Source organism: Streptomyces sp. MMCC 100, assembly GCF_041538145.2.
Classification (GTDB): Bacteria; Actinomycetota; Actinomycetes; order Streptomycetales; family Streptomycetaceae; genus Streptomyces.
Genome location: NZ_JBGORK020000001.1, coordinates 4,621,122 through 4,641,483, shown reverse-complemented (window position 1 = coordinate 4,641,483; position 20,362 = coordinate 4,621,122). Strand labels below are relative to the sequence as shown.

Sequence of the window (20,362 nt, the reverse complement as noted above, 5' to 3'; positions counted from 1 at the left end):
CCGAAGAGGTGCCTGGGCGCCGCCCGTTCAGCCCTCGCCCGGCAGCGCCCGCGCCAGGATCCCGTCGAGGTCGGCCGTGTCCGGCAGCGTGCCGAACGCGTGCCCCCAGTCGCCGCCGAGCCGGGTCGCGCAGAAGGCGTCGGCGACGGCGGGCGGGGCGTGCCGGACCAGGAGGGAGGCCTGGAGGGTGAGGGCCATCAGCTCCACCAGCCGGCGGGCACCGGTCTCGGACGCCTCGCCGAGCCCCGCCTCCAGCCGGGCCACGGCCGTGTCCAGCCGGGCGTCCGCCCCGCGCGCGAGGGCGAGTTCGTCGAAGAGGGCGTGCGCGGTGGCGGGGGAGCGGCCGAGCGCCCGCAGCACGTCGAGGGCGTTGACGTTCCCCGAGCCCTCCCAGATCGACAGCAGCGGGGCCTCGCGGTAGTGGCGGGGCATGCCCGACTCCTCCACGTAGCCATTGCCGCCCAGGCACTCCAGGGCCTCCGCGGTGAACGCCGGCCCCCGCTTGGTCACCCAGTACTTGCCCACGGCGGTGGCGATCCGCCGGAACGCCGCCTCCCCGGCGTCGCCGCGCACGGCACGGTCGGCCGCGCCGGCGAGCCGCAGGGTGAGGGTGGTCGCGGCCTCGGACTCCAGGGCGAGGTCGGCCAGGACGTTGCGCATCAACGGCTGGTCCACCAGCCGGGCGCCGAACGCGCTGCGGTGCCGTACGTGGTGACCGGCCTCGACGAGGGTCTTGCGCATCAGTGTCGCCGAGGACATCACGCAGTCCAGCCGGGTGCAGTTGACCATCTCGATGATCGTCTTGACACCCTGCCCCTCCGGCCCGACCAGCCAGGCCACCGTCCCGTCGAACTCGGGCTCGGAGGAGGCGTTGGACCGGTTGCCGAGCTTGTCCTTCAGGCGCTGGATGCGGAAGGTGTTGCGGGTGCCGTCGGGCAGCACACGCGGCACCAGGAAACAGGAAAGCCCTTCGCGTGCCTGGGCCAGCACCAGAAACACGTCGCACATCGGTGCCGACGTGAACCACTTGTGCCCGCGCAGCGTGTAGACGCCGGGTTCGGCGGTCGCAGTGGCCGTCGTGGTGTTCGTACGGACGTCCGAGCCACCCTGCTTCTCGGTCATCCCCATGCCGGCCAGCAGACCGCGCTTGTCCGTGGGCGTCCGCAGCCCCGGCTCGTACTCCCGGGAGGTCAGCAGCGGCTCGTAGACCTCCGCCAGCCCGGGCTGGGCGCGCAGGGCCGGGACGGCCGCGTACGTCATCGAGGTCGGGCATCCGTGCCCCGCCTCCGTGTGGCCCCAGACGAGTCCGCCGGCGGTCCGCGCGACGTGGGCGCCCGGCCGGTCGTCGGCCCACGGCGCCCCGGCCAGGCCCTCGCCGACCGCGACCCGCATCAGGTGGTGCCAGCTCGGGTGGTACTCGACCTCGTCGACCCGGTTGCCGTACCGGTCGTGCGTGCGCAGCACGGGCTCGTGCCGGTTGGCGAGGTCGCCCCACTCCTGCGCCTCGGCGCTGCCCGCCCGGCGGCCCAGCCGCCGCAGGTCGTCCGCCGCCCATCCGGCGCCCTCCCGCCGCACGCCCTCCAGCAGGGCGGTGTCGTCGGAGGCGTCGTAGGGGGCCAGAGGAGGGGGCTGATTGGTGACGTCGTGCGTCGCGTACCCCTCCGGACCGTTCCAGGGCTCCTCGGACGGCTCGTACGACTCGTACGGCGGCTCCTGCGCGAGTGTCGTCATGACCCGAGTGTTGCACTATCTCTGCGGTCGCAGCAATAGTGCAACACGGTCGGCGCACGTACAGTACGTGCCCATGTGGACGAACGACACCTGCCCGCGCGGATGAGCGGTTCCGAGGCCTCCGGTGGGCTCATGCTGCGTCCGCTGTCCGCGCGGTCGGTGGTCCTGAGCCTGCTGCTCGGCACCCACCCCCCGGAACTGCCGGGGCGGGAACTGGTGCGGCTCGTGGAGGGGTTCGACGTCGGCGCCTCCACCGCGCGCGCGGCGCTCAGCCGGATGGCCGCCGCCGGGGACCTGCGGCGCACGGAGACCGGCTACCGGCTCAGCGAGCGGCTGCTGGAGCGTCAGCGTCGCCAGGACGAGGCGCTGCGGCCGCACACGCGCGCGTGGGACGGCGACTGGGAGACGCTCGTGATCACCGCGACGGGGCGCGACCCCGCCGCCCGCGCCGAACTGCGCACCCGGCTGACCGCCCTGCGCCTGGCCGAACTCCGTGAGGGCGTCTGGCTGCGCCCCGCCAACCTCGGCCGTCCACTGCCCGCCGCTCTTGACCGGGTGGCCGAGCGGCTCGTCTCACGCCCCGGGTCCCCGGCCGCCGAACTGGCCGCGCGGCTGTGGCCGCTGGGCGACTGGGCGGACACGGCCCGGGCACTGCTCGTCCATGTCGACCGGGCCCGGCGTCCGGCCGACCGCCTCGCCGCCTTCGCGGCCGTCGTACGGCACCTGCTCGCCGATCCGGTGCTGCCCGCGGAGCTGCTCCCGCCGCACTGGCCGGGAACGGTCCTGCGGGACGCCTACACGCGGTACCAGCGGGAGCAGTCCGGACAGGTCCGGGCGCACGGCATCCGGACCTGACGGGTCGCGCTGTCGCCGTAGTTGGTGTTGATGCCGGCGATCCGGCCGCCCTTCCAGTTCACCTCGATGCCGCTGAGGCTGATCGTCCGCTTGTACTGCGTCGAGCAGTTGCCGCAGGAACGGACGAAGGTGCCGAAGTCCTTGACGGCGAAGCCGGAGATGCTCAGCGTGCCGGCGCCGTCGAACTGGAACACCTTGTCGCCGGCCTCCTTGGCGCCGCCGCCGATGATCACGTTCGTGAGGACAGCGCCAGGGGCGAGTTCCAGGATCGGGCCCTGGTCCTCGTCCTGGCCGCCGGAGCCCAGGTCGCCGGTGCCGTACAGGTCGCCGGTGCCGTACAGGCCGCGGCCGCCCGCCAGGCCGCCGTCGTCGGAGACCGCTGACCGGCGGGGTGAGGGTGCCTGCCGGGCACGGCCCGCTGCGCTGACAGGGTGCCGCGTCCGTTGAGCGGAGCGTGTTCTGTTCGTATGGAATGTGATCATTCGGTTACGTTGCGTATGTGCTCGAAGCATCCTTCGTTGATCGTTCTCTTCAGCTTTCCGACCGCTGTCCGGACGACGGTGAGATGTCCGTGCGCCACGCCTGGGTGGTGAGCGAGGGCGGCACCACGACCTCGTGGTTCGACGTCCGCCTGGCCTTCGCCGACGGCGCCCGGCTGGACGCGCTCGCCGTGCTGTCCGGTCAGAGCGTGCGGGTCGAGGACGTGCGGGCCCAGCCGCCGCTGTCCCTGGACGACCTGGCCGTGCTCGCCGAGTGGCTGGAGAACCCGCTCTTCGAGGCCTGCGTGCCTGCCCCCGCCCGGGGAGCGCCGGCCGCGTCGCGGCGGGCCCGGCCCGGGTGGCCGCGCGGGCGGGAGGGGCGCAGGCTCGTCGCCCAGGAGTACCGGGCGGCCCGGGAGGAGGGCGGCGATCCGGTTCTCGCGGTGATGAGCGCGACCGGGCACAGCAGGCGCAAGTCGCTCAGGCTGATCGGCCAGGCGCGCGACGAGGGGTTCCTGACGCCGCGTCGCGCGCGCCGCTGAGCAGCGTCCGAGGGCCCGCGCCGCCGTCCGATCCGAGGGTCCGTCCTGCCGTCCGAGGGCCCGCTCCGCCGTCCGTCCGAGGCTCCGTCCCGCCGCCTGGCTGCAGCGTCGTCACAGCATCGCGCGCATCCGTGAGATCTCGCTCGTCTGCTGCGCGACCACGTCGTCGGCCATCTCCTCGACCAGCACGTTGTTGCCCTCGGACTTCACGTCCGTGGCCATGCTGACGGCCCCCTCGTGATGAGTGATCATCAGGGTGAGGAAGAGCTGGTCGAACGCCTTGCCCCGCGCCGCGCGCAGCTTCTTCAGCTGTGCCTCGGTCGCCATGCCCGGCATCGCGGTGTGGTCGTGTCCGCCGCCCGTCACCTTCTCGCCGTGGGTCTCGAGCCAGCCCTCCATCGCCTTGATCTCCGGCCCCTGCGCGGCCGAGATGCGTTCGGCGAGCTTCTTGACCTGGCCGGACCCGGCCTGCTTCGGCGCCAGTTCGGTCATCTCCAGTGCCTGGGCGTGGTGCTGGATCATCATCCGCGCGTAGGAGACGTCCGCCGAGTTGGGGGAGTCGTCGTCGGCGCGCTGCTTCTCGGCGTCCTCGGCGGACAGGGTCCGGTTGCCCTCGCCCGGCTTGCCCGGAGCGATCACCGAAGGCCCGGCGGCCGCCGCCGATCCGGTGTCCGAACCCGAGTCGCAGGCCCCCAGCGCGAGCACGGCCAGTGCGGTCAGTGAGGCCGTGACGAGTGACGCGCTGGACAACCGGGGGCGAAGGGACACGACGACCTCCTGTGGCTGGGGCGCACTCTCCGGGGAGGGGTGCGGAACACCTTGTGGGTGCGATGACCGTCCTAGCACGCTTCCGCGCGACAGTGATCAAAAAACTTCATTGCGTGTTTGTTGCCCCCTGTTGATATGAGCATGGCGAAGACGATACTGCGGGGAGCGTGAACCGTTCCAAACGGAACGGACGTTGGGAGGAAACAGTGACCCTGTTGAACGACCCGCGAGCGCGGCGCAGACGACTGGGGGTGGCGGCCGCGGCCGCCGGACTCCTGTCCGCCCTGCTGACCGCCGGCCCGGCCGTCGCCACCCCCGACCCCGGGGACACTCCGGCCACGTCGAAGGACGTGTCCAAGAGCGCGCGCGCAGAGGTGCGCGACGCCATCGAGAGCGGCGAGATACCCGGTCAGGACGAGACAGTCCACTCCGACAACATCGAGCACCTGACCAACATCCCCAAGGACGCGCTGTCCGGCTTCAACTCGGACCTGGCCTTCCAGGGCCGGTACGCCTTCGCCGGCAACTACGACGGGTTCCGCATCTTCGACATCAAGAACCCGAAGAAGCCGAAGACCGTCGCCCAGGTGCTGTGTCCCGGCTCGCAGAACGACATCTCGGTCTCCGGGGACCTGCTGTTCCTGTCGACCGACTCCTCGCGCAGCGACAGCAGTTGCAACAGCACCACACAGCCCGCGACCGAGAAGTCCTCCTGGGAGGGCATGAAGGTCTTCGACATCAGCGACAAGCGGAACCCGAAGTACGTCGCCGCGGTCGAGACGGCCTGCGGTTCGCACACCCACACGCTGGTCCCCGAACGCAAGAACGTCTACATCTACGTCTCCTCGTACTCGCCGAACGCCGCCTACCCCGACTGCCGGCCGCCGCACGACGGGATCTCCGTGATCAAGGTGCCGCGCAAGGCACCCGAGCGGGCGGCCCTCGTGGGCTTCCCCGTGCTGTTCCCCGGTGAGGGTCCCGACGGCGGCGGCAACCCGGGCGGGCCCACCAACCCGGGCGTCTCCAAGACCACCGGCTGCCACGACATCACCGTCCTGCCCTCCGAGGACCTGGCGGCGGGCGCCTGCATGGGCGACGGCATCCTGTTCTCCATCAAGGATCCCGAGCGCCCGAAGGTCATCGACCGCGTCCAGGACAACGTGAACTTCGCGTTCTGGCACTCGGCGACCTTCAACCAGAAGGCGGACAAGGTCGTCTTCACCGACGAGCTGGGCGGTGGCGGCGCCGCCACCTGCAACGCGGAGATCGGCCCGAACCGCGGCGCCGACGGCATCTACGACATCGTCGGCCGGGGCGAGAACCGCAAGCTGGTCTTCCGCAGCTACTTCAAGATCCCGCGCCACCAGGCGGACACCGAGAACTGCGTGGCCCACAACGGCTCGCTGATCCCGGTCAAGGGCAAGGACATCATGGTCCAGGCCTGGTACCAGGGCGGCGTCTCCGTCTGGGAGTTCACCGACTCCTCGCGGCCCAAGGAGATCGCCTACTTCGAGCGGGGTCCGCTGAGCACCGACACGATGACCACCGGCGGCTCCTGGTCGGCGTACTACTACAACGGCTACATCTACTCGAACGACATCGCCAAGGGCTTCGACGTCCTCAAGCTCAGCGACCGGCGCACCGACCCGGCCAAGCGGGTCCATCTGCAGGAGCTCAACACGCAGACACAGCCGGACTACTTCGACTGAGCACTCCGCTCCGTCCGGTCTGTCCGGTCCGTCCGGTCCATCTGGTCGGTCCGCTCCGGCTGATCCGGTACGCCGGTCGCGAAGAACCGCGACAGGTCCGGGTCGCACGACGTCCCGCCGGGCGCCTCGGCGTCCGGCGGGACACCCAGTTTCCAGTCCAGCCGGTAGCGCTCGAACAACTCGGCGCGCAGCTCCGGCACCGGCATCGGCACCCCGGGCACGAGAGCCGCGAAGACGGCGCCCATCAGCTGCGCGCGGAGCATCGGGTAGTCGCGGTCGACGTCCGGTGAGCCGTGCCGGGCCACGGTGTCCCGCAGCAGCTCCGCCAGTCGCCGCTGTTCCGGACACGGTACGAAACCCACTTCGGCCTGGAGCAGTCCCGCCATGTGCTGGCGCATGAGCACCGGCCGGTCCCGGGCGAGCCCCAGGATCGCGTCGATGGCCCGCGCCAGCCGCTCGCGCCCCTCGGTGGTGCGCGGCTCGCGCTCCAGAGCCTCCTCCAGGGTGCGGTGCATCAACCGGTGCACGGCGGACTGCACCAGCTGGCGCTTGCCGGGGAAGTAGTACGAGACGAGTCCGCGCGCCGAGCCCGCCCGGTCCGCGATGTCGCCCAGCGTGGTCGCGTCGTACCCGCGCTCGCCCACGAGCTCCACAGCCGCCTGCAGGAGACGCTCTTTCGAGCGCCGCCGCAATTCTTCATTGACCGAGGCGCTGCGCGGGGACATGCTGTACTCCTGCGTTGACTGGCTGCCAGCCAACTATACTCGGCGCAGACGGACGGCCCTTCGGGGCCCGCTCCGGCTACCGTCTGCCTCGGGCGACACGGGGGATCGTCCGAGGCGGACGGCAACACTCACTGGTTGCCTCGGGCTACGGGCCCGTCCGGCTGTGGAGGTGCCGAGCAGCCCACGTCGGCGCCGGTCGGCGCACCAGGTCCAGCACCGGCCGCAGCCCGTCCGGGCGTTCGGCCACCGGCAGGTGCTCCACGAAGTGCACCCCGCAGCCCAGCGCCGTCGCGCCGCCGTCCGCCCGCCGGTCGTCGCCGACCATCAGCGTCCGTCCCGGCTCCACGCCCAACGCCGCGCAGGCGACGCCGAACAGCCGGGGGTCGGGTTTGCGGATGCCGTGCTCGTACGACAGGACGTAGGTGCCCACGTACCGGTCGAGGCCGTGCGCGCGGAAGACCGGCCGCAGGTCCCAGCCGATGTTGCTGACGACCCCCACGGCGATCCCGCGCCCGCGCAACGCGCCCAGCACCTCGGCGGCGTCGGGGTAGGGACTCCACGCGCCCGGTGACATGTGCCGCTCGTACAGCGCGTCGTACAGGCCGGGGTCCGGCAACGGCACCTGCCGGGACAGTCCGGTGTACGCGGCCCGGTGCAGCTCGGAGCTGTCGTCGCGTACCTCCCACGCCTCGGCGAGCTCCTCCGGCACCCGCAGCGGCGGTGCGCCGCCGGGCAGTGCCCCCGCCCGCTGGAGCGCCTCGGCCGTCTCCGCCAACTCCGGCGCGGGAAGCCGCAGTCCGGCACCGTCGAGCGTCGCGCGCAGCCAGGCCTCGGTGGATTCGACACGGAACAGCGTGCCGGAGAAGTCGAACAGAACGGCGGTCATGGGCCGGATCCTAGGGGCGGTGGCGGTACCGGGGCGACGCAGGGGTTCGGGCGGGGACCCGGTCCGTCGGATCGCCGCTCCGCTCAGGGATGCCCGCGCCGGTGCACCAGCACCGCGAGCGCCACGACCAGGGCGCCCAGGATCCAGCCGCCGAGGACGTCCGTGATCCAGTGGACGCCGAGCCACACCCGGGTCACGCCGACCCCGGCCACGGAGACCACCGCGATGGCGAGGCCGGCGCGGCGCGGGTCGCGGCCGGCGCCGTAGTGGTGCAGCAGCCACACCAGCAGACCGCACACGAACGTCGCGGTCATGGCGTGCCCGGAGGGGAAGGCCGCGTAGTGCGCGGAGTCCACCGGGTCGGACCAGACAGGGCGGGGGCGGTCCACCGCCGCCTTGAGGGCCTGTTGCAGAAGGCTGCCCAACAGACAGGTGGCCCCCAGCCACACGGCCGTCCACCGGTCCGCCCGGCGCCACCAGAGCCACAGCACCACCACCGCGCACAGCAGACGCATCGTCCAGGTGTCCCACACCCAGTCGGTGAGGATCCGCATGGTGTGCGTGACGCCGCCTTCGTCGACGGCCCAGCGGTGGGTCGTGCCGGCGACGTCGTCGTCCAGCCGCACCAACGGGCGCCACTCGACAGCCACCAGGGTGAGCAGGAGCGCGGAGCACACGGTCAGCACCCAGGTGGCGCGGAGGGCGATGCGCGGCTGCGGCGGGGCGGGCGGGGAGTCGACCGGCGGCGTCTGCATGCTGCGATCCTCGCCGAACCGGTGGTTCCGGGGCCAGTTCCCCGGACAGAACAGCTAGCCGAGCGCCCGCAGCCCCGGTGCGAAGGCCACCAGTACCGGAACCGCCGGTACCAGTGCGGCGGCGGCCGTCAGCCGCAGCCTCCGGGCCGCCGTCAGCCGGTTCGGCGGGGTGAGCAGGCGGTGGACCCGCTGCGGGACGTGGGCCTGCGCGGTCGGACACGGGCCGAAGACGCCGCGGCCCTCGTTGAGTTCGACCAGGGCCAGGGCGGTCGTCAGCCGGCCGAAGCGGCGGGAGGCCACGTCGTCGGCGGCGAGTTCGACCAGGCGGTGCATCTCGTCGCGGAACGCCGCGAAGACCGGAACCCGCGGGAAACCGTCCGCCAGCGCGGTGGAGCAGTGCAGCAGCCAGTCGTGCCGCGCCTGCGCGTGCCCTTTCTCGTGGGCGAGCACCGCGTCCAGCTGCCGGCCCTCGAGGCGGCGCAGCGCCGCGGTGGTGACCACCAGCTGTGGGGGAGCGCCGGGCAGCCACCAGGCGTCCGGCCGCTCGCCCTCCAGGACGACGAGCCGGCTCGGGCCGGGCTCCTCGCCGGGCAGCAGCGGAGCGCGGTGCCGCAGTTCCGCCCGGCGCAGCCGGCGCCCCGAGCTGGCCCGCGCGACTTCGCGGGCCAGCATCGCGACGCTCCACAGTCCACCGCAGGCCAGCGTGACGGCGGTCGTGTCCGCCCAGAGGCCGGACGTGCCCAGCGCGTAGGCCTCGACCACCGGGCCGGGAGCGGTCGCGAAGACCGGTCCGCCCACCGCGTGCCAGGCCGCCGCCGCGCTGAACGTCATCGACAGCGCGCAGCACACGATCACCGCCGCCACCGCGCACTGCCAGACCCACAGGGCGACCACCGGTTCGCGATCCGGCCAGTCGGCCCGGGCGAGCAGCCTCGGGGCGAGCACAGCGGTCAGCGCGCCGAGCAGCAGCAGTGCCGCGGGGAGAATCATGGGGGGCAGCCTATGAGCGCCGCGCCGCCGGCAGTACGGCCCGACGCGCAAAGTGACGCAGGCAACGATTGCGCACGGCGGACCCCGGGCAGGCCAGGCCCCGGCAGGCCGGGCCCCGGCAGGCCGGGCCCCTGGGCGGGGGTCCCGGGCAGGCCGGGCTCCGACCGCCGGTTTCACAGGGGCAGCAGCATGGCCAGCATCCCGATCGCCATGGAGAGCCGGCAGGCCCGCGCCAGCTCCGGCCGGTCGCCCCACCCGGCCGCAGCACCGCCGCCGGCGACCGGACCAGCCCCGGGCGCGGGCACGGGTGGCGCCCCCGGGCCGCCCCCGGCCACTGCCACGACGGGTATCAGACGCACGCCGGTCAGCAGGACGTACCCCGTGAAGTAGAGCAGCAGCGCCCCGGTCAGCACCGGCGTGCCGGCCGTACCGTGGGCATGCGCGTGGGCGGGGGAGCCGGCCATCACCACCGCCATGTAGACCATCGCCGCGGCGCCCACGAGGTGGTGCAGATGGTGACGCCCGGACCGGGCCGCCCACAACGCCCGCAGCCCCGCGGCGCCGAACACCACCGCGTAGCCGGGCCAGACCCAGACCGGCGGGGTGAACACCGCCGCGGGCACGGCCATGGCCGCCATGCCGAACCCCATGAGGGCCTCACCGCCCGCGGCGCTGCGCTGTTCCTCGACACTGCTGCGCATCCGCAGCAGGCAGTAGACGCCGGTCGCCGCGCACAGCGCGACCAGCAGCCACCCGGACGACGCCGGTCCGTGCACACGCACCTCCCCGTTCCGCGGTCCACGGTCCGTCAAGAACTGCCCGGGCCACGCGGCGCGCACGCGAGCGCAAGGGTGTACGCGGGGGCATACGGGGGAGCGCGCCCTCGCCGCGGTCGGTCGTCGCTGGTCGGTGACGTGGGCGGAACCGCATCCGGCATTTGATTTACAAGTAAAACACTTGTTAACCTCAAACCATGAGCAGTGCGACCCCCACCCCCGGCACCTCACCGGTCCGACGTCTGTCCCTGGCAGGCGTGCTGCGCCTGCGCCGTCCCTCGGAGATCTGGTTCAAGCCCGCCCTGAGTTCGGTCGCCGCCGTCGCCCCTCCCAACCTGCTCCTGCTGGCGTTCGGCCGGCTCGACCTGGCGATGTACACGATGGCCGGGTCCCTGTGCGCGCTCTACGCCCACAACCGCCCCTACGCCGCCCGCGCCCGCACCCTGGCGTGGGTGGTGCTCGGCATGCTCGGCGGCGTCGCCGTCGCCCTGGTCACCGCCTCGCTCACCCGCGACGCCGTCGTCCTCGTCACCGTCGGCGCCCTGCTGGCCGCCGTGCAGAAGGCCCTGTGCGACGCCACCCGCGTCGGCCCGCCGGGCAACGTGGTCCTGACCTTCATCAGCTCCGCCGCACTCTTCGTCCCGCAGACCCTCGGCCAGGTACCCGGCCACCTGGCGCTGGCCGCCGCCGCCGGCGTCTGGGCCTGGCTCGTCGGGATGGCACCCGCCCTGGTCCGCCCGCACGGGCCGGAACGCCGGGCCACCGCCCAGGCCCTGAACGCCGCCGCCGCGTACGCCGCCACCCGCGGCACCGGCGACGGCCACGCCGCCCTTCGCGCCGCCGGGTACGCCGCCGTACAGGCCGCCTGGCAGACGCTGCTGTCCCTGCCCGCGACGGGCGCCCGCGCCACCACCCGGCACGCCCTGGAACGCCTCGTCGTCCGCGCCGAGGTCGCCCTGGCCGCACCCGCCGACACCGACCCCGAGCGGCTGCGCGACTGGGCCCACGCCCTGCGCGGCGGCGGCCGGATCCCCCGCACCGGCGACACCCCGGCCGACACCGACGAACTGCTCGGCGTGGACGCCGAACTCGCCGCCCGCCCCGCGCCCCTGTGGCAGCGGCTCGGCCCGCTGGCCCCGATCGCCGTCCGCACCGCCCTCGGCTGCGCGCTGGCCGGCTACGCCTCCCTCGCCCTCGGCATCGGCCGCCCCTACTGGGCCCTGGTCACCGCCGCCGCGCTCTACCAGGCCAACATCACCCTGACCTGGAGCCGGGCCGTACAGCGCGTCGTCGGCAACCTCGCGGGCGTGCTGCTCTTCGCCGCCATAGCCCCGCTCGCCCACCTCGGGCAGGCGCTGCTCGTCCTGTGCTGCCTCGCCCTCAACTTCGGCGCCGAGGCCCTCATCACCCGCAACTACTGGCTCGGCAGCGTCTGCGTGACCCCGATGGCCCTGCTCGTCACCGAGTTCGCCGGCTACCAGGCCCCCGGCGACCTGATGACCGAGCGGGCCGTGGACACCCTCGTCGGGGCCCTGGTCGGCTTCCTCGCCGCCGTCGTCGTCACCAACCGGCGCGCCGGGAACCGCGTCGAACAGGCGGTGACCGCGGCCGACCGCGCCCGGGAGCGCACCGCGCGCCTCCTCGCGGAGCCCGCCCCCGCCCCCGGCGCCCTGGAGACCGCCCGCCGGGGACTGGCCGCCGCGCTGACCGACCTGCGGGCCACCGCCGAAGGCGCGGCCGGCGAATGGTGGGGACGCGCACTGCCCCAGGAGAGGGTCGTGCTCGCCGAGCAGTCCGGACACCGTACGCTCGCCGAGGCGGTGCGACGCCAGGCAGCGCGTCCGGACCGGGACACGGGCACGAGAACGGAGGACGTACGGCCATGACCGCAACCGACGGGGGAGCCCACGACGGGGGAGCCGGTGACGGCAGGACGGGAACGGGCGGGGACACCGTGGCCGCCGTGGTGCGTCAGTGGCGTGCCGTCCGCCCGGACCTCGACACCGGGCCGATGGAGATCATCGGCCGCATCAACCGCTGCGCCGCCCTCCTCCAGCAGGCCGAGGACGCACCGCTGCGCCGGGCGGGCCTCAGCCGCGCCGAGTTCGATCTGCTCGGCGCGCTGCGCCGCACCGGGCACGAGCTGACACCCGGCGAGCTGGCCCGGGAGACCTTCTCCTCCGGCGCCGCCGTCACCAAGCGCCTCAAACAGCTCACCGAGCGCGGCCTCGTCGAGCGGCGCGGCGACGCCCGGGACCGCCGGGTGGCCCACCTCCGCCTCACGGACACCGGACGCGACCTCGTCGACGGCATCCTGCCGGAGCAGCTCGCCTACGAGTCCGCCGTCCTGTCCGGCGTCGACGGACCCCGGCAGGGCGAGCTGGCGGCACTCCTCGGCGGGCTGCTGGGACAGCTGGAGGGCCGCCTGGACGCGCTGCGGGCCTGAGCGCCCTCCGCCGGACGGCGGCGGCCTCCCGCGCGCCGGGCGGATCAGCGCTCGTCGCCCGCCCGGTACACGCCGAACATCGCGCCCTGCGGGTCCCGCAGCACCGCGATGCGCGGCCCGTCGGGCACCGAGGTCGGCTCCATGAGCACGGAGCCGCCGCCGTCCGTCGTGTCGACCGCGACCGTGTTCACGTCCGCCACCGCGAAGTACGGCAGCCAGTGCGCCGGCACCTCGTGCGGGAACTTGTCGTCCATCGTCACCATGCCGCCGAAGTCCGCCCCGTCGATGCCCCACTGCGGATAGTGCTGCGAGGCGGTGACGCTCCAGCCGAACACCGTCTCGTAGAAGTCGGCGGCCCGGTCGGGCTCCCGGGTCAGCAGCTCCACCCAGCCCAGCGACCCGGGTGCGTTGAACAGCCCGGCCCCGGGGAACGAGCGGCCCTGCCACAGCTGGAAGACCGCCCCGGTGGGATCGGCGGCCACCACGAAGCGGCCCGAGTCGAAGACGTCCGTGGGCCCCTGGAGGGCCGCACCGCCGGCCGCCGTCACCTGCCGTACGGCCGCGTCCGCGTCGCGGACGGCGAAGGACACGTTCCACGCGACCGGCTGCTCCCGCTGGTACAGCGGCGTGAGGGCGGCGACCGCGGCGTCGTCGATCCGGGCGATCGTGTAGCCGCCCGCCTGCTGCCGCGGGTCCGTCTCGGGGTACCAGCCGAAGAGCTTGGTGTAGAACCTCTTGGCCGCTTCCAGGTCGGTGGTCCCCAGCTCCGCCCAGCAGGGCCCGCCGGTCACCGGTTCGTGGAGCTTCATCGTGGTGGCGTCCTTCCGCCGGGGCCGCAGACCGTCCGTCCCCCTCCAGCACGCTAAGGCCGGGCCCCGGCCGCGGCCATCCGGCAGGTACGCACCCCTGTCGCGGTACCTCGCCGGCGGCTCAGATGCCGGGCCGGTAGCGCAGCGGGTGCTCCGCAGGCACCTCCACCAGCACGATCCGGGTGCCGTCGGGGTCCGCGATCCACATCTCCACCAGGCCCCAGGGCTCCTTGACCGGCGGTCGCACGATCTCGACCCCCTTGGCGCGCAGCTCCTCGTGGGCCGCCGCCGCGTCCTCGACCTGGAGCCACAGGGCGAGCCCCGGGGTGACGGGGGCTTCGGAGCGCCCGGAGACCTCCAGGAAGCCGCCACCGAGGAAGTAGACGGTGCCCCGCTCCGGGCCCGTGCCGAACTCCCGGTGGACGGCGAGGCCGAGCTGCTCGCCGTAGAAGGCGCGGGAACGGTCGGGGTCGGCGGGGCGAAGCAGGGTCCGGCTGCTGAGTACATGCACCATGCGTCCCGACCCTAGTGGCGCCCTCCGACGGCGTTACGCTCATCGGTGCCCGCGCCGCGCCCGAGAACGAACCGGAGACGCCCACCATGGACACCGCCGCCAGCCGACTGACCTACCGCGACGCCACCGACGCCGACGTGGACGCGCTCGTCGCGCTCATAGAGTCCGCGTACCGGGGCGAGACCAGCCGGGCCGGGTGGACCACCGAGGCGGACATCCTCCAGGGACAGCGCACCGACCCGCAGGGCGTGCTGGAGGTCGTCAAGACGCCGGACAGCCGCCTGCTGACGGTGGAGCGGGACGGCCGGATCGTGGCCTGCTGCCAGCTCGAGCACCGCGGGGCGCACGCCTACTTCGGCATGTTCGCCGTCAGCCCGGCGCTCCAGGGCGAGGGACTGGGCAAGACGATCATCGCGGAGGCCGAGCGGCAGGTCCGCGAGACGTGGGGCGTCACGGAGATGCACATGACCGTGATCTCCGTGCGCGAGGACCTCATCGCCTGGTACGAACGCCGCGGTTACCGCCGTACGGGAAAGACGACCCCCTTCCCGTACGGCGACGAGCGCTTCGGCATCCCGCAGCGCGACGACCTCGAGTTCGAGCTGCTGGTCAAGCCGCTGGCGTGACGCGCGTCCGGCCGCTCAGGCCGTTCAGGCCGCTCAGGCGGTGAAGCGGCCGGTGCGCTTGATCTCCGGGTAGTCGGTCGTCGCGCCGTCCAGGCCGAGGGCGCGCACCAGCCGCAGGTGGTCCTGGGTGTTCACGGTCCAGGAGAAGACCCGCAGACCCGCCTTGCGGGCCTTCTTCACGATCTCCAGCGTGATCCTGTTGATGTCGAGGCACAGGGTCCCGGCCCCCGCCTCCAGAGCGCGGTCCACGACCTCGGGGCCGTAGTACTGCGCGACCAGGGCGGTCCGCACCCCCGGCACCAGCCGGGCGACCTCGACGATGGCCTCGTCGTGGAACGAGATCACCTCCACCCGGTCCACCAGGTCCCGGCGGAGCATCACCTCCGCGAGGACGCGTGCGGCCGCCGCGTCCTTGATCTCGGCCTGCAACGGCACCGAGACGGCGTCCAGCGCCTCCTCGAAGACCGGGACCCGCTCCCCGCGGCCGGCGTCCAGGGCGCGCAGCTCCTCGAGGGTCTTGTCGGCGATCGCACCGGTGCCGTCGGTGGTGCGGTCCACGTCGGCGTCGTGCATGACGACGAGCGCGCCGTCCTTGCTCAGATGCAGGTCCAGTTCGACGACGTCGAGGCCGGCCTGCTCGGCGGCGACGAAGGAACGCAGGGTGTTCTCGGGTTCGACACCCATCGCTCCGCGGTGACCGATGGTGAGGAAGTTCAAGGCTCGACTCGCTTCCGTCGACGTCGGCGTGGGCAGGGCGGCAGCCTAACGGCCCTGCCGGACCGTTTCCCCCGTGCCGCGCCGGGTATACGAACCCGGCGCTCGACAGGAAAAAATGCGGCGAAGACCGGGGTGAGGCAGGATAATTTACGGAGCCTCCCCTTGATAGGAGAAACGTCGTATGTCTACGGTGTCTCGACGCTAGCTTCTCCCGTGGAGGATGGGACATGACGGAAATTCTTGTGCAGGTGGGTGTGGAGGAGAACGTTCCTCCGGCGAGCAGGGTGGTGGAGCACCCGGCGTGGCCCGTGCTCAAGGATGCCGTGGAGCGGATCCGGCCATGGCAGTCCAAGGACGGGTCGATCGACTTCGACGCCGAGGGCGCCCCCGAGCGGGCCACCGCCGAGGACGCCGTACGCCGTGTCACCGAGGCCGTGCGCGAGCTGTCCCCGCTGCTGCCGCACGACCGCGCCTACCACGATGCCCTGGTGACCGACCTCGGTCGCTGGGCCGACGGCGGCTTCCAGGTGCCCGACTTCCTCGACTCGCTGCTGGCCTTCCAGCCCGCCGCCAACCGCGCGGACGGCCTCCAGCACCTGGTCGTCTTCCCGATGTACACGCAGAACGGCAACCCGGACCGCAACCTCGAAGCGGTCGTGCTGCGCATGGTCTGGCCCGACTGGCTGGCCGAACTGGAGCGCACCCGCTACGACAACCCGCTGTTCTGCGGCATCACCTTCGAGGACTTCACGGCCGGCTACGACACCAACTCGGCCGTCCTCTTCCCGGAGACCATCGCCGTGCGCGAGGCCCCCGAGCGCTTCTCCTGGGGCGGCATCTTCTGCGACCGCGAGGCCGCCCGCTTCCGCCGCGTCACCGAGGCCGCCGTGGACCTGCTGGGCCTGGAACTGCCCGAGGACGTCGCCGCGATGGTCCACGACCAGAAGCGCTGTGAAGAGGCGTTCGTGCTGTGGGACATGGTCCACGACCGCACCCACAGCCACGGCGACCTGCCCTTCGACCCGTTCATGATCAAGCAGCGCCAGCCGTTCTGGATGTACGGCCTGGAGGAGCTGCGCTGCGACCTCACCGCCTTCAAGGAGGCCGTGAAGCTGGCGGACGACGGCGTCCCGCAGGCCCGCGACGTGCAGTACGCGGTGCTCTTCGACCGCATGTTCCGCTTCCCGGTGACCGGCGAGCGCGTACGCAACTACGACGGCCTCGGCGGCCAGCTCCTCTTCGCCTACCTGCACAAGCACGACGTCGTCCGCTGGACCGACAACAAGCTCTTCATCGACTGGCAGCGCGCCCCGCAGGTCACCAACCAGCTGTGCGCCGAGATCGAGAAGCTCTACCGCGACGGCATCGACCGTCCGAAGATCGTCCACTGGTTCGCCGGCTACGAGCTGGTCTCCACCTACCTCGCCCCGCACCCGGGCTCGAAGTGGGCCAAGGGTCCCGACGCCCTGGACCTGACCCTGCCGCCGCGCAAACTCGTCGATGACGTGCTTCCCGACGAGTTTCCGCTGAGCATGTTCTACGAGGCCCTGTCCAAGAAGCTCAAGAAGGTGATCGCCTCCACCCGGGGGATCACCGCGGACGGCGCCGAGCGGGCCGCCGCGTGAGCGACGGCGGCGGCACGCACGAACACGTACGGCAGACACGGGCTCAGCAGACTCGGGAGGCGAGGACCATGGGGAACGGGGCGCTCGACGGCGCGGTGATCGCGGTGGCCGGGGCGGGCGGGCCCGCCGGACGGGCCGCGCTGTTGCGGCTCGCCGAGGCGGGCGCGACCGTCGTCGGCGCGGACAACGACCCGGAGCGGCTGGCCGAGGCGGTGGACGCGGCGCGCTACGCGCACGGCGGCGCCACCGTCACCGGCGAGACCGTCGACCTGCTGGACCTGGACTCCACCCGGGCCTGGGCCGACCGCACCGAGCAGGAGTTCGGCCACGTCGACGGCGTGGTCCACCTCGTCGGTGGCTGGCGCGGCAGCAAGAGCTTCACCAAGACCGAACTCGGCGACTGGGACCTCCTCGAGAAGCTGCTCATCCGCACCGTGCAGCACACCTCCCTCGCCTTCCACGAGGCGCTCCAGCGCAGCGACCGCGGCCGCTACGTCCTGATCAGCGCCGCCGGTGCGTCCAGCCCCACCGCGGGCAACGCCGCCTACTCCGCCGCCAAGGCCGCCGCCGAGGCGTGGACGCTGGCCATGGCGGACTACTTCCGCAAGGCGGGGGGCGAGCAGGGGCCGACGTCGGCGGCTGCGATCCTGGTGGTCAAGGCGTTGGTGCACGACGCGATGCGCGCCGAGCGCCCCAACGCGAAGTTCGCGGGCTTCACGGACGTGCGTGACCTCGCCGAGGCCGTCGCCGGTGTCTGGGACAAGCCCGCCGCGGAAGTGAACGGAAACCGTCTGTGGCTGACCGAGAAGCCGTGAACCCCCCGCAGACCGACGCGCGTCGCCATCACGACCCCGAGGTCCGCGGTTTCGCCAGCGACAACTACGCCGGGGCCCACCCGGAGGTGCTGGCCGCCCTGACGCTGGCCAACGGCGGGCACCAGGTCGCGTACGGCGAGGACGACTACACCGAGAACCTCCAGCGCGTGATCCGCAGCCACTTCGGCTCCGGCGCCGAGGCGTTCCCGGTCTTCAACGGCACCGGCGCCAACGTCGTCGCGCTCCAGGCGGTCACCGACCGCTGGGGCGCGGTGATCTGCGCCGAGAGCGCGCACATCAACGTCGACGAGGGCGGCGCCCCCGAGCGCATGGGCGGCCTCAAGCTGCTCACCGTCCCCACCCCCGACGGCAAGCTCACCCCCGAGCTGATCGACCGGCAGGCGTACGGCTGGGACGACGAGCACCGCGCGATGCCGCAGGTCGTCTCGATCACCCAGAGCACCGAGCTGGGCACCCTCTACACGCCCGACGAGATCCGCGCCATCTGCGAGCACGCCCACGCGCACGGCATGAAGGTGCACCTGGACGGCTCCCGGATAGCCAACGCCGCCGCCTCCCTGAACGTGCCCATGCGCACGTTCACCAACGCGGTCGGCGTCGACCTCCTCTCCCTCGGCGGCACCAAGAACGGCGCCCTGTTCGGCGAGGCGGTCGTGGTGCTGAACCAGGACGCGGTGCGGCACATGAAGCACCTGCGCAAGCTGTCCATGCAGCTCGCCTCCAAGATGCGCTTCGTGTCCGTGCAGCTGGAGGCGCTGCTGGCCAAGGACCTGTGGCTGCGCAACGCCCGGCACTCCAACGAGATGGCCCGGCGCCTGGCCGAGGGCGTGCGCGCCGTGCACGGGGTCGAGATCCTCTACCCGGTGCAGGCCAACGCGGTCTTCGCCAGGCTGCCGCACGAGGTGAGCGAGCGCCTGCAGAAGCGCTTCCGCTTCTACTTCTGGGACGAGGCCGCCGGGGACGTGCGCTGGATGTGCGCCTTCGACACCACCGAGGACGACGTCGACGCGTTCGTGGCCGCCCTCAAGGAGGAGATGGCGCGCTGACGCGAGACTCTCCCGAGAGGTGCATAGGTATGCGGTCACCTGAAAAGTCATTGACTGACGGGTGATCGCTTTCCTATGCTCTGCGGGCATGGAGCTGATCCAGACAACCTCTGACCTGTCCGCTTATCTAGCCGCCGACGAGGCCATCGACCACGACCACCCGCGCGTACGGGAGGTGGCCGGCCGGCTCGCCAAGGAGGCGGAGGACTCGTATGCCTATGCGCGGCTGGCCTTCGAGTTCGTGCGTGACACCATCCCGCACTCGCAGGACTCCGGGGACCCGCGTGTCACCTGGCGCGCCTCCGACGTCCTGGAGCAGCGCACCGGCATCTGCTACGCCAAGGCCCACGCACTGGCCGCGCTGCTGAGGGCCGAGGACATCCCGACGGCACTGTGCTACCAGCGGTTCGACGTGGTGCACGGATTGGTCGCCGTACGCCTGGACGGCGCCTGGCACCGGCAGGATCCGCGCGGGAACAAGCCCGGCGTGAACGCCCAGTTCTCCCTGGGCGGGGAACGACTGGCCTTCACGCCGGACCACGCGGCGGGCGAGGCGGACTACCCGGAGCTGTACGCGGCGCCGCATCCGGCGGTGCTGGACGTCCTCAGGGCGGCCACCGACCGACCGCACCTGTGGGAGACCCTCCCGGCCGCCCTGTGAGACGCCCGGCTCAGTGTGCCTGGGCCGTGCGCAGCTGCTCGGGCGTCGGGGCCGTGCCGCCGAGATGGGCCGGCATCCACCAGGTGTCGTCGGCCCCCTTGGGGCGCACCGGGTAGGCGCGCTGCGCCGCCTCCAGCAGCTCCTGCACCCGCTCGCGCAGCCGCCGGGTGATGGCACCCGCGTACTGCTCGCGCGAGGCCTCCATCGCCTCGCCGACCCGGATGGTGATGGGGGTGTGGCTGCGCTTGAAGTTGCGCGGGTGACCCTTGGTCCACAGGCGCTGGGTGCCCCACAGCGCCATGGGGACCAGCGGGACGCCCGCCTCCTGCGCGAGCCGCGCGGCTCCCGACTTGAAGCTCTTCAAGGTGAACGACTCGGAGATCGTCGCCTCCGGGAAGACCCCGACGATCTCACCGGACTTCAGCGAGTCGAGGGCGTGCGCGTAGGCGGCCTCGCCCTGCTTGCGGTCCACCGGGATGTGCTTCATCCCGCGCATCAGCGGACCGGAGATCCGGTGCCGGAAGACCGACTCCTTCGCCATGAAGCGCACCAGCCGCTTCTGCGGCAGCGCGGCCAGGCCGTCGAAGATGAAGTCCAGGTAGCTGATGTGGTTGCTCACCAGTACGGCGCCGCCCGTGCGCGGGATGTTCTCCGCCCCACGGCAGTCGATCTTGAGGTCCCACACCTTGAACATGGTGCGGGCGAGACCGATGACCGGACGGTAGACGAGTTCTGCCATGGGCGGGTCGGACCCTTCCTTGTCAGCCTGGGAAGGGAAACTCCCAGTCGAAAGTTACGCAGCCGTAGGTTTACGGCTTGTCGCCGATCGTGCCCCAAGAACGGCCGGTGTACCAGCCTTGGTGCCC

Annotated in this window: 22 protein-coding genes; 10 read left to right on the top strand and 12 right to left on the bottom strand. The window is 72.4% G+C overall.

Annotation, left to right across the window (positions count from 1 at the left end; all coding sequences use genetic code 11):
- Positions 1-27: 27 nt before the first annotated feature.
- Positions 28-1,731, bottom strand: coding sequence for a DNA alkylation response protein (locus ABS735_RS21655; protein ID WP_373900966.1), 1,704 nt, complete (start codon positions 1,729-1,731; stop codon positions 28-30).
- 102 nt (positions 1,732-1,833) lie between these two features.
- Between ABS735_RS21655 and ABS735_RS21650 the strand changes: the two genes are divergently transcribed.
- Complete coding sequence (locus ABS735_RS21650) at positions 1,834-2,586, top strand: PaaX family transcriptional regulator C-terminal domain-containing protein (RefSeq protein WP_373901282.1); 753 nt, start codon at positions 1,834-1,836, stop codon at positions 2,584-2,586.
- On the opposite strand, the gene ABS735_RS21645 is transcribed toward ABS735_RS21650, so the two are convergent.
- Positions 2,526-3,068, bottom strand: a complete 543-nt coding sequence (locus ABS735_RS21645; protein ID WP_373900967.1) for a pectate lyase — start codon at positions 3,066-3,068, stop codon at positions 2,526-2,528. The two genes, ABS735_RS21650 and ABS735_RS21645, sit on opposite strands and share 61 nt — an antisense overlap.
- A gap of 83 nt (positions 3,069-3,151) precedes the next feature.
- Between ABS735_RS21645 and ABS735_RS21640 the strand changes: the two genes are divergently transcribed.
- Complete coding sequence (locus tag ABS735_RS21640; protein ID WP_373900968.1) at positions 3,152-3,607, top strand: DUF6214 family protein; 456 nt, start codon at positions 3,152-3,154, stop codon at positions 3,605-3,607.
- A 111-nt stretch (positions 3,608-3,718) separates the two neighbouring features.
- On the opposite strand, the gene ABS735_RS21635 is transcribed toward ABS735_RS21640, so the two are convergent.
- Complete coding sequence (locus ABS735_RS21635; protein WP_373900969.1) at positions 3,719-4,375, bottom strand: DUF305 domain-containing protein; 657 nt, start codon at positions 4,373-4,375, stop codon at positions 3,719-3,721.
- Positions 4,376-4,581: 206 nt separating this feature from the next.
- Between ABS735_RS21635 and ABS735_RS21630 the strand changes: the two genes are divergently transcribed.
- The gene (locus tag ABS735_RS21630; protein WP_373900970.1) at positions 4,582-6,084 is read left to right on the top strand and encodes an LVIVD repeat-containing protein; all 1,503 of its coding nucleotides are present in this window, start codon (positions 4,582-4,584) and stop codon (positions 6,082-6,084) included.
- Here ABS735_RS21630 and ABS735_RS21625 read toward each other — a convergent pair.
- The 5 genes from ABS735_RS21625 to ABS735_RS21605 form a co-directional block, all read right to left on the bottom strand.
- On the bottom strand, positions 6,072-6,809 hold the full coding sequence (locus ABS735_RS21625; RefSeq protein ID WP_373900971.1) for a TetR/AcrR family transcriptional regulator: 738 nt from the start codon (positions 6,807-6,809) through the stop codon (positions 6,072-6,074). The two genes, ABS735_RS21630 and ABS735_RS21625, sit on opposite strands and share 13 nt — an antisense overlap.
- A gap of 145 nt (positions 6,810-6,954) precedes the next feature.
- Positions 6,955-7,695, bottom strand: a complete 741-nt coding sequence (locus tag ABS735_RS21620; RefSeq protein ID WP_373900972.1) for an HAD family hydrolase — start codon at positions 7,693-7,695, stop codon at positions 6,955-6,957.
- 83 nt (positions 7,696-7,778) lie between these two features.
- Complete coding sequence (locus tag ABS735_RS21615) at positions 7,779-8,450, bottom strand: phosphatase PAP2 family protein (protein ID WP_373900973.1); 672 nt, start codon at positions 8,448-8,450, stop codon at positions 7,779-7,781.
- 54 nt (positions 8,451-8,504) lie between these two features.
- On the bottom strand, positions 8,505-9,440 hold the full coding sequence (locus tag ABS735_RS21610) for a M56 family metallopeptidase (RefSeq protein ID WP_373900974.1): 936 nt from the start codon (positions 9,438-9,440) through the stop codon (positions 8,505-8,507).
- Positions 9,441-9,613: 173 nt separating this feature from the next.
- On the bottom strand, positions 9,614-10,216 hold the full coding sequence (locus ABS735_RS21605; RefSeq protein WP_373900975.1) for a DUF5134 domain-containing protein: 603 nt from the start codon (positions 10,214-10,216) through the stop codon (positions 9,614-9,616).
- Positions 10,217-10,413: 197 nt separating this feature from the next.
- Between ABS735_RS21605 and ABS735_RS21600 the strand changes: the two genes are divergently transcribed.
- Both ABS735_RS21600 and ABS735_RS21595 read left to right on the top strand, forming a co-directional pair.
- Positions 10,414-12,102 (top strand): FUSC family protein, encoded by a 1,689-nt coding sequence (locus tag ABS735_RS21600; protein ID WP_373900976.1) that lies wholly within the window; start codon positions 10,414-10,416, stop codon positions 12,100-12,102.
- A complete protein-coding gene (locus tag ABS735_RS21595) occupies positions 12,099-12,662 on the top strand; it encodes a MarR family winged helix-turn-helix transcriptional regulator (RefSeq protein WP_373900977.1) in 564 nt (187 codons plus the stop codon). The genes ABS735_RS21600 and ABS735_RS21595 overlap by 4 nt, the downstream gene beginning before the upstream one ends.
- A gap of 44 nt (positions 12,663-12,706) precedes the next feature.
- Here the strand turns inward: ABS735_RS21595 and ABS735_RS21590 are convergent, their stop codons facing one another.
- On the bottom strand, positions 12,707-13,471 hold the full coding sequence (locus tag ABS735_RS21590; protein ID WP_373900979.1) for a VOC family protein: 765 nt from the start codon (positions 13,469-13,471) through the stop codon (positions 12,707-12,709).
- Positions 13,472-13,592: 121 nt separating this feature from the next.
- Positions 13,593-13,985, bottom strand: coding sequence for a VOC family protein (locus ABS735_RS21585; protein ID WP_373900980.1), 393 nt, complete (start codon positions 13,983-13,985; stop codon positions 13,593-13,595).
- Between the two features lie 86 nt (positions 13,986-14,071).
- Here ABS735_RS21585 and ABS735_RS21580 point away from each other — a divergent pair, with 86 nt between their 5' ends.
- Positions 14,072-14,611: a GNAT family N-acetyltransferase gene (locus ABS735_RS21580; RefSeq protein WP_373900981.1), complete on the top strand. Its 540-nt coding sequence runs from the start codon at positions 14,072-14,074 to the stop codon at positions 14,609-14,611.
- A gap of 33 nt (positions 14,612-14,644) precedes the next feature.
- Here ABS735_RS21580 and ABS735_RS21575 read toward each other — a convergent pair whose 3' ends face one another.
- Positions 14,645-15,328, bottom strand: a complete 684-nt coding sequence (locus ABS735_RS21575; protein WP_373900982.1) for a glycerophosphodiester phosphodiesterase — start codon at positions 15,326-15,328, stop codon at positions 14,645-14,647.
- A 227-nt stretch (positions 15,329-15,555) separates the two neighbouring features.
- Here ABS735_RS21575 and ABS735_RS21570 point away from each other — a divergent pair, with 227 nt between their 5' ends.
- The 4 genes from ABS735_RS21570 (at position 15,556) to ABS735_RS21555 (ending at position 19,496) form a co-directional block, all read left to right on the top strand.
- Positions 15,556-16,953 carry a DUF6421 family protein gene (locus ABS735_RS21570; RefSeq protein WP_373900983.1) on the top strand — a complete coding sequence of 466 codons (1,398 nt, stop codon included), beginning with the start codon at positions 15,556-15,558 and terminating at the stop codon, positions 16,951-16,953.
- Between the two features lie 68 nt (positions 16,954-17,021).
- The gene (locus tag ABS735_RS21565; RefSeq protein ID WP_373900984.1) at positions 17,022-17,768 is read left to right on the top strand and encodes an SDR family NAD(P)-dependent oxidoreductase; all 747 of its coding nucleotides are present in this window, start codon (positions 17,022-17,024) and stop codon (positions 17,766-17,768) included.
- Complete coding sequence (locus ABS735_RS21560; protein WP_373900985.1) at positions 17,765-18,835, top strand: threonine aldolase family protein; 1,071 nt, start codon at positions 17,765-17,767, stop codon at positions 18,833-18,835. Before ABS735_RS21565 ends, ABS735_RS21560 begins: the two co-directional genes overlap by 4 nt.
- An 88-nt stretch (positions 18,836-18,923) precedes the next feature.
- Positions 18,924-19,496: a transglutaminase domain-containing protein gene (locus ABS735_RS21555; protein WP_373900986.1), complete on the top strand. Its 573-nt coding sequence runs from the start codon at positions 18,924-18,926 to the stop codon at positions 19,494-19,496.
- A 10-nt stretch (positions 19,497-19,506) separates the two neighbouring features.
- Here ABS735_RS21555 and ABS735_RS21550 read toward each other — a convergent pair whose 3' ends face one another.
- A complete protein-coding gene (locus ABS735_RS21550) occupies positions 19,507-20,235 on the bottom strand; it encodes a lysophospholipid acyltransferase family protein (RefSeq protein ID WP_373900988.1) in 729 nt (242 codons plus the stop codon).
- Positions 20,236-20,362 lie beyond the last annotated feature (127 nt).

Excerpts from the sequence above, each read along its gene's own strand:
- ABS735_RS21650 (WP_373901282.1), top strand. The coding sequence starts at position 1,834 with ATGAGCGGTTCCGAGGCCTCCGGTGGGCTCATGCTGCGTCCGCTGTCC.
- ABS735_RS21655 (WP_373900966.1), bottom strand. The coding sequence starts at position 1,731 with ATGACGACACTCGCGCAGGAGCCGCCGTACGAGTCGTACGAGCCGTCC.
- ABS735_RS21595 (WP_373900977.1), top strand. The coding sequence starts at position 12,099 with ATGACCGCAACCGACGGGGGAGCCCACGACGGGGGAGCCGGTGACGGC.
- ABS735_RS21600 (WP_373900976.1), top strand. The coding sequence starts at position 10,414 with ATGAGCAGTGCGACCCCCACCCCCGGCACCTCACCGGTCCGACGTCTG.
- ABS735_RS21580 (WP_373900981.1), top strand. The coding sequence starts at position 14,072 with ATGGACACCGCCGCCAGCCGACTGACCTACCGCGACGCCACCGACGCC.
- ABS735_RS21610 (WP_373900974.1), bottom strand. The coding sequence starts at position 9,440 with ATGATTCTCCCCGCGGCACTGCTGCTGCTCGGCGCGCTGACCGCTGTG.
- ABS735_RS21615 (WP_373900973.1), bottom strand. The coding sequence starts at position 8,450 with ATGCAGACGCCGCCGGTCGACTCCCCGCCCGCCCCGCCGCAGCCGCGC.
- ABS735_RS21645 (WP_373900967.1), bottom strand. The coding sequence starts at position 3,068 with ATGATCACATTCCATACGAACAGAACACGCTCCGCTCAACGGACGCGG.
- ABS735_RS21555 (WP_373900986.1), top strand. The coding sequence starts at position 18,924 with ATGGAGCTGATCCAGACAACCTCTGACCTGTCCGCTTATCTAGCCGCC.
- ABS735_RS21640 (WP_373900968.1), top strand. The coding sequence starts at position 3,152 with ATGTCCGTGCGCCACGCCTGGGTGGTGAGCGAGGGCGGCACCACGACC.
- ABS735_RS21625 (WP_373900971.1), bottom strand. The coding sequence starts at position 6,809 with ATGTCCCCGCGCAGCGCCTCGGTCAATGAAGAATTGCGGCGGCGCTCG.
- ABS735_RS21620 (WP_373900972.1), bottom strand. The coding sequence starts at position 7,695 with ATGACCGCCGTTCTGTTCGACTTCTCCGGCACGCTGTTCCGTGTCGAA.
- ABS735_RS21570 (WP_373900983.1), top strand. The coding sequence starts at position 15,556 with ATGACGGAAATTCTTGTGCAGGTGGGTGTGGAGGAGAACGTTCCTCCG.
- ABS735_RS21565 (WP_373900984.1), top strand. The coding sequence starts at position 17,022 with ATGGGGAACGGGGCGCTCGACGGCGCGGTGATCGCGGTGGCCGGGGCG.
- ABS735_RS21550 (WP_373900988.1), bottom strand. The coding sequence starts at position 20,235 with ATGGCAGAACTCGTCTACCGTCCGGTCATCGGTCTCGCCCGCACCATG.
- ABS735_RS21590 (WP_373900979.1), bottom strand. The coding sequence starts at position 13,471 with ATGAAGCTCCACGAACCGGTGACCGGCGGGCCCTGCTGGGCGGAGCTG.
- ABS735_RS21585 (WP_373900980.1), bottom strand. The coding sequence starts at position 13,985 with ATGGTGCATGTACTCAGCAGCCGGACCCTGCTTCGCCCCGCCGACCCC.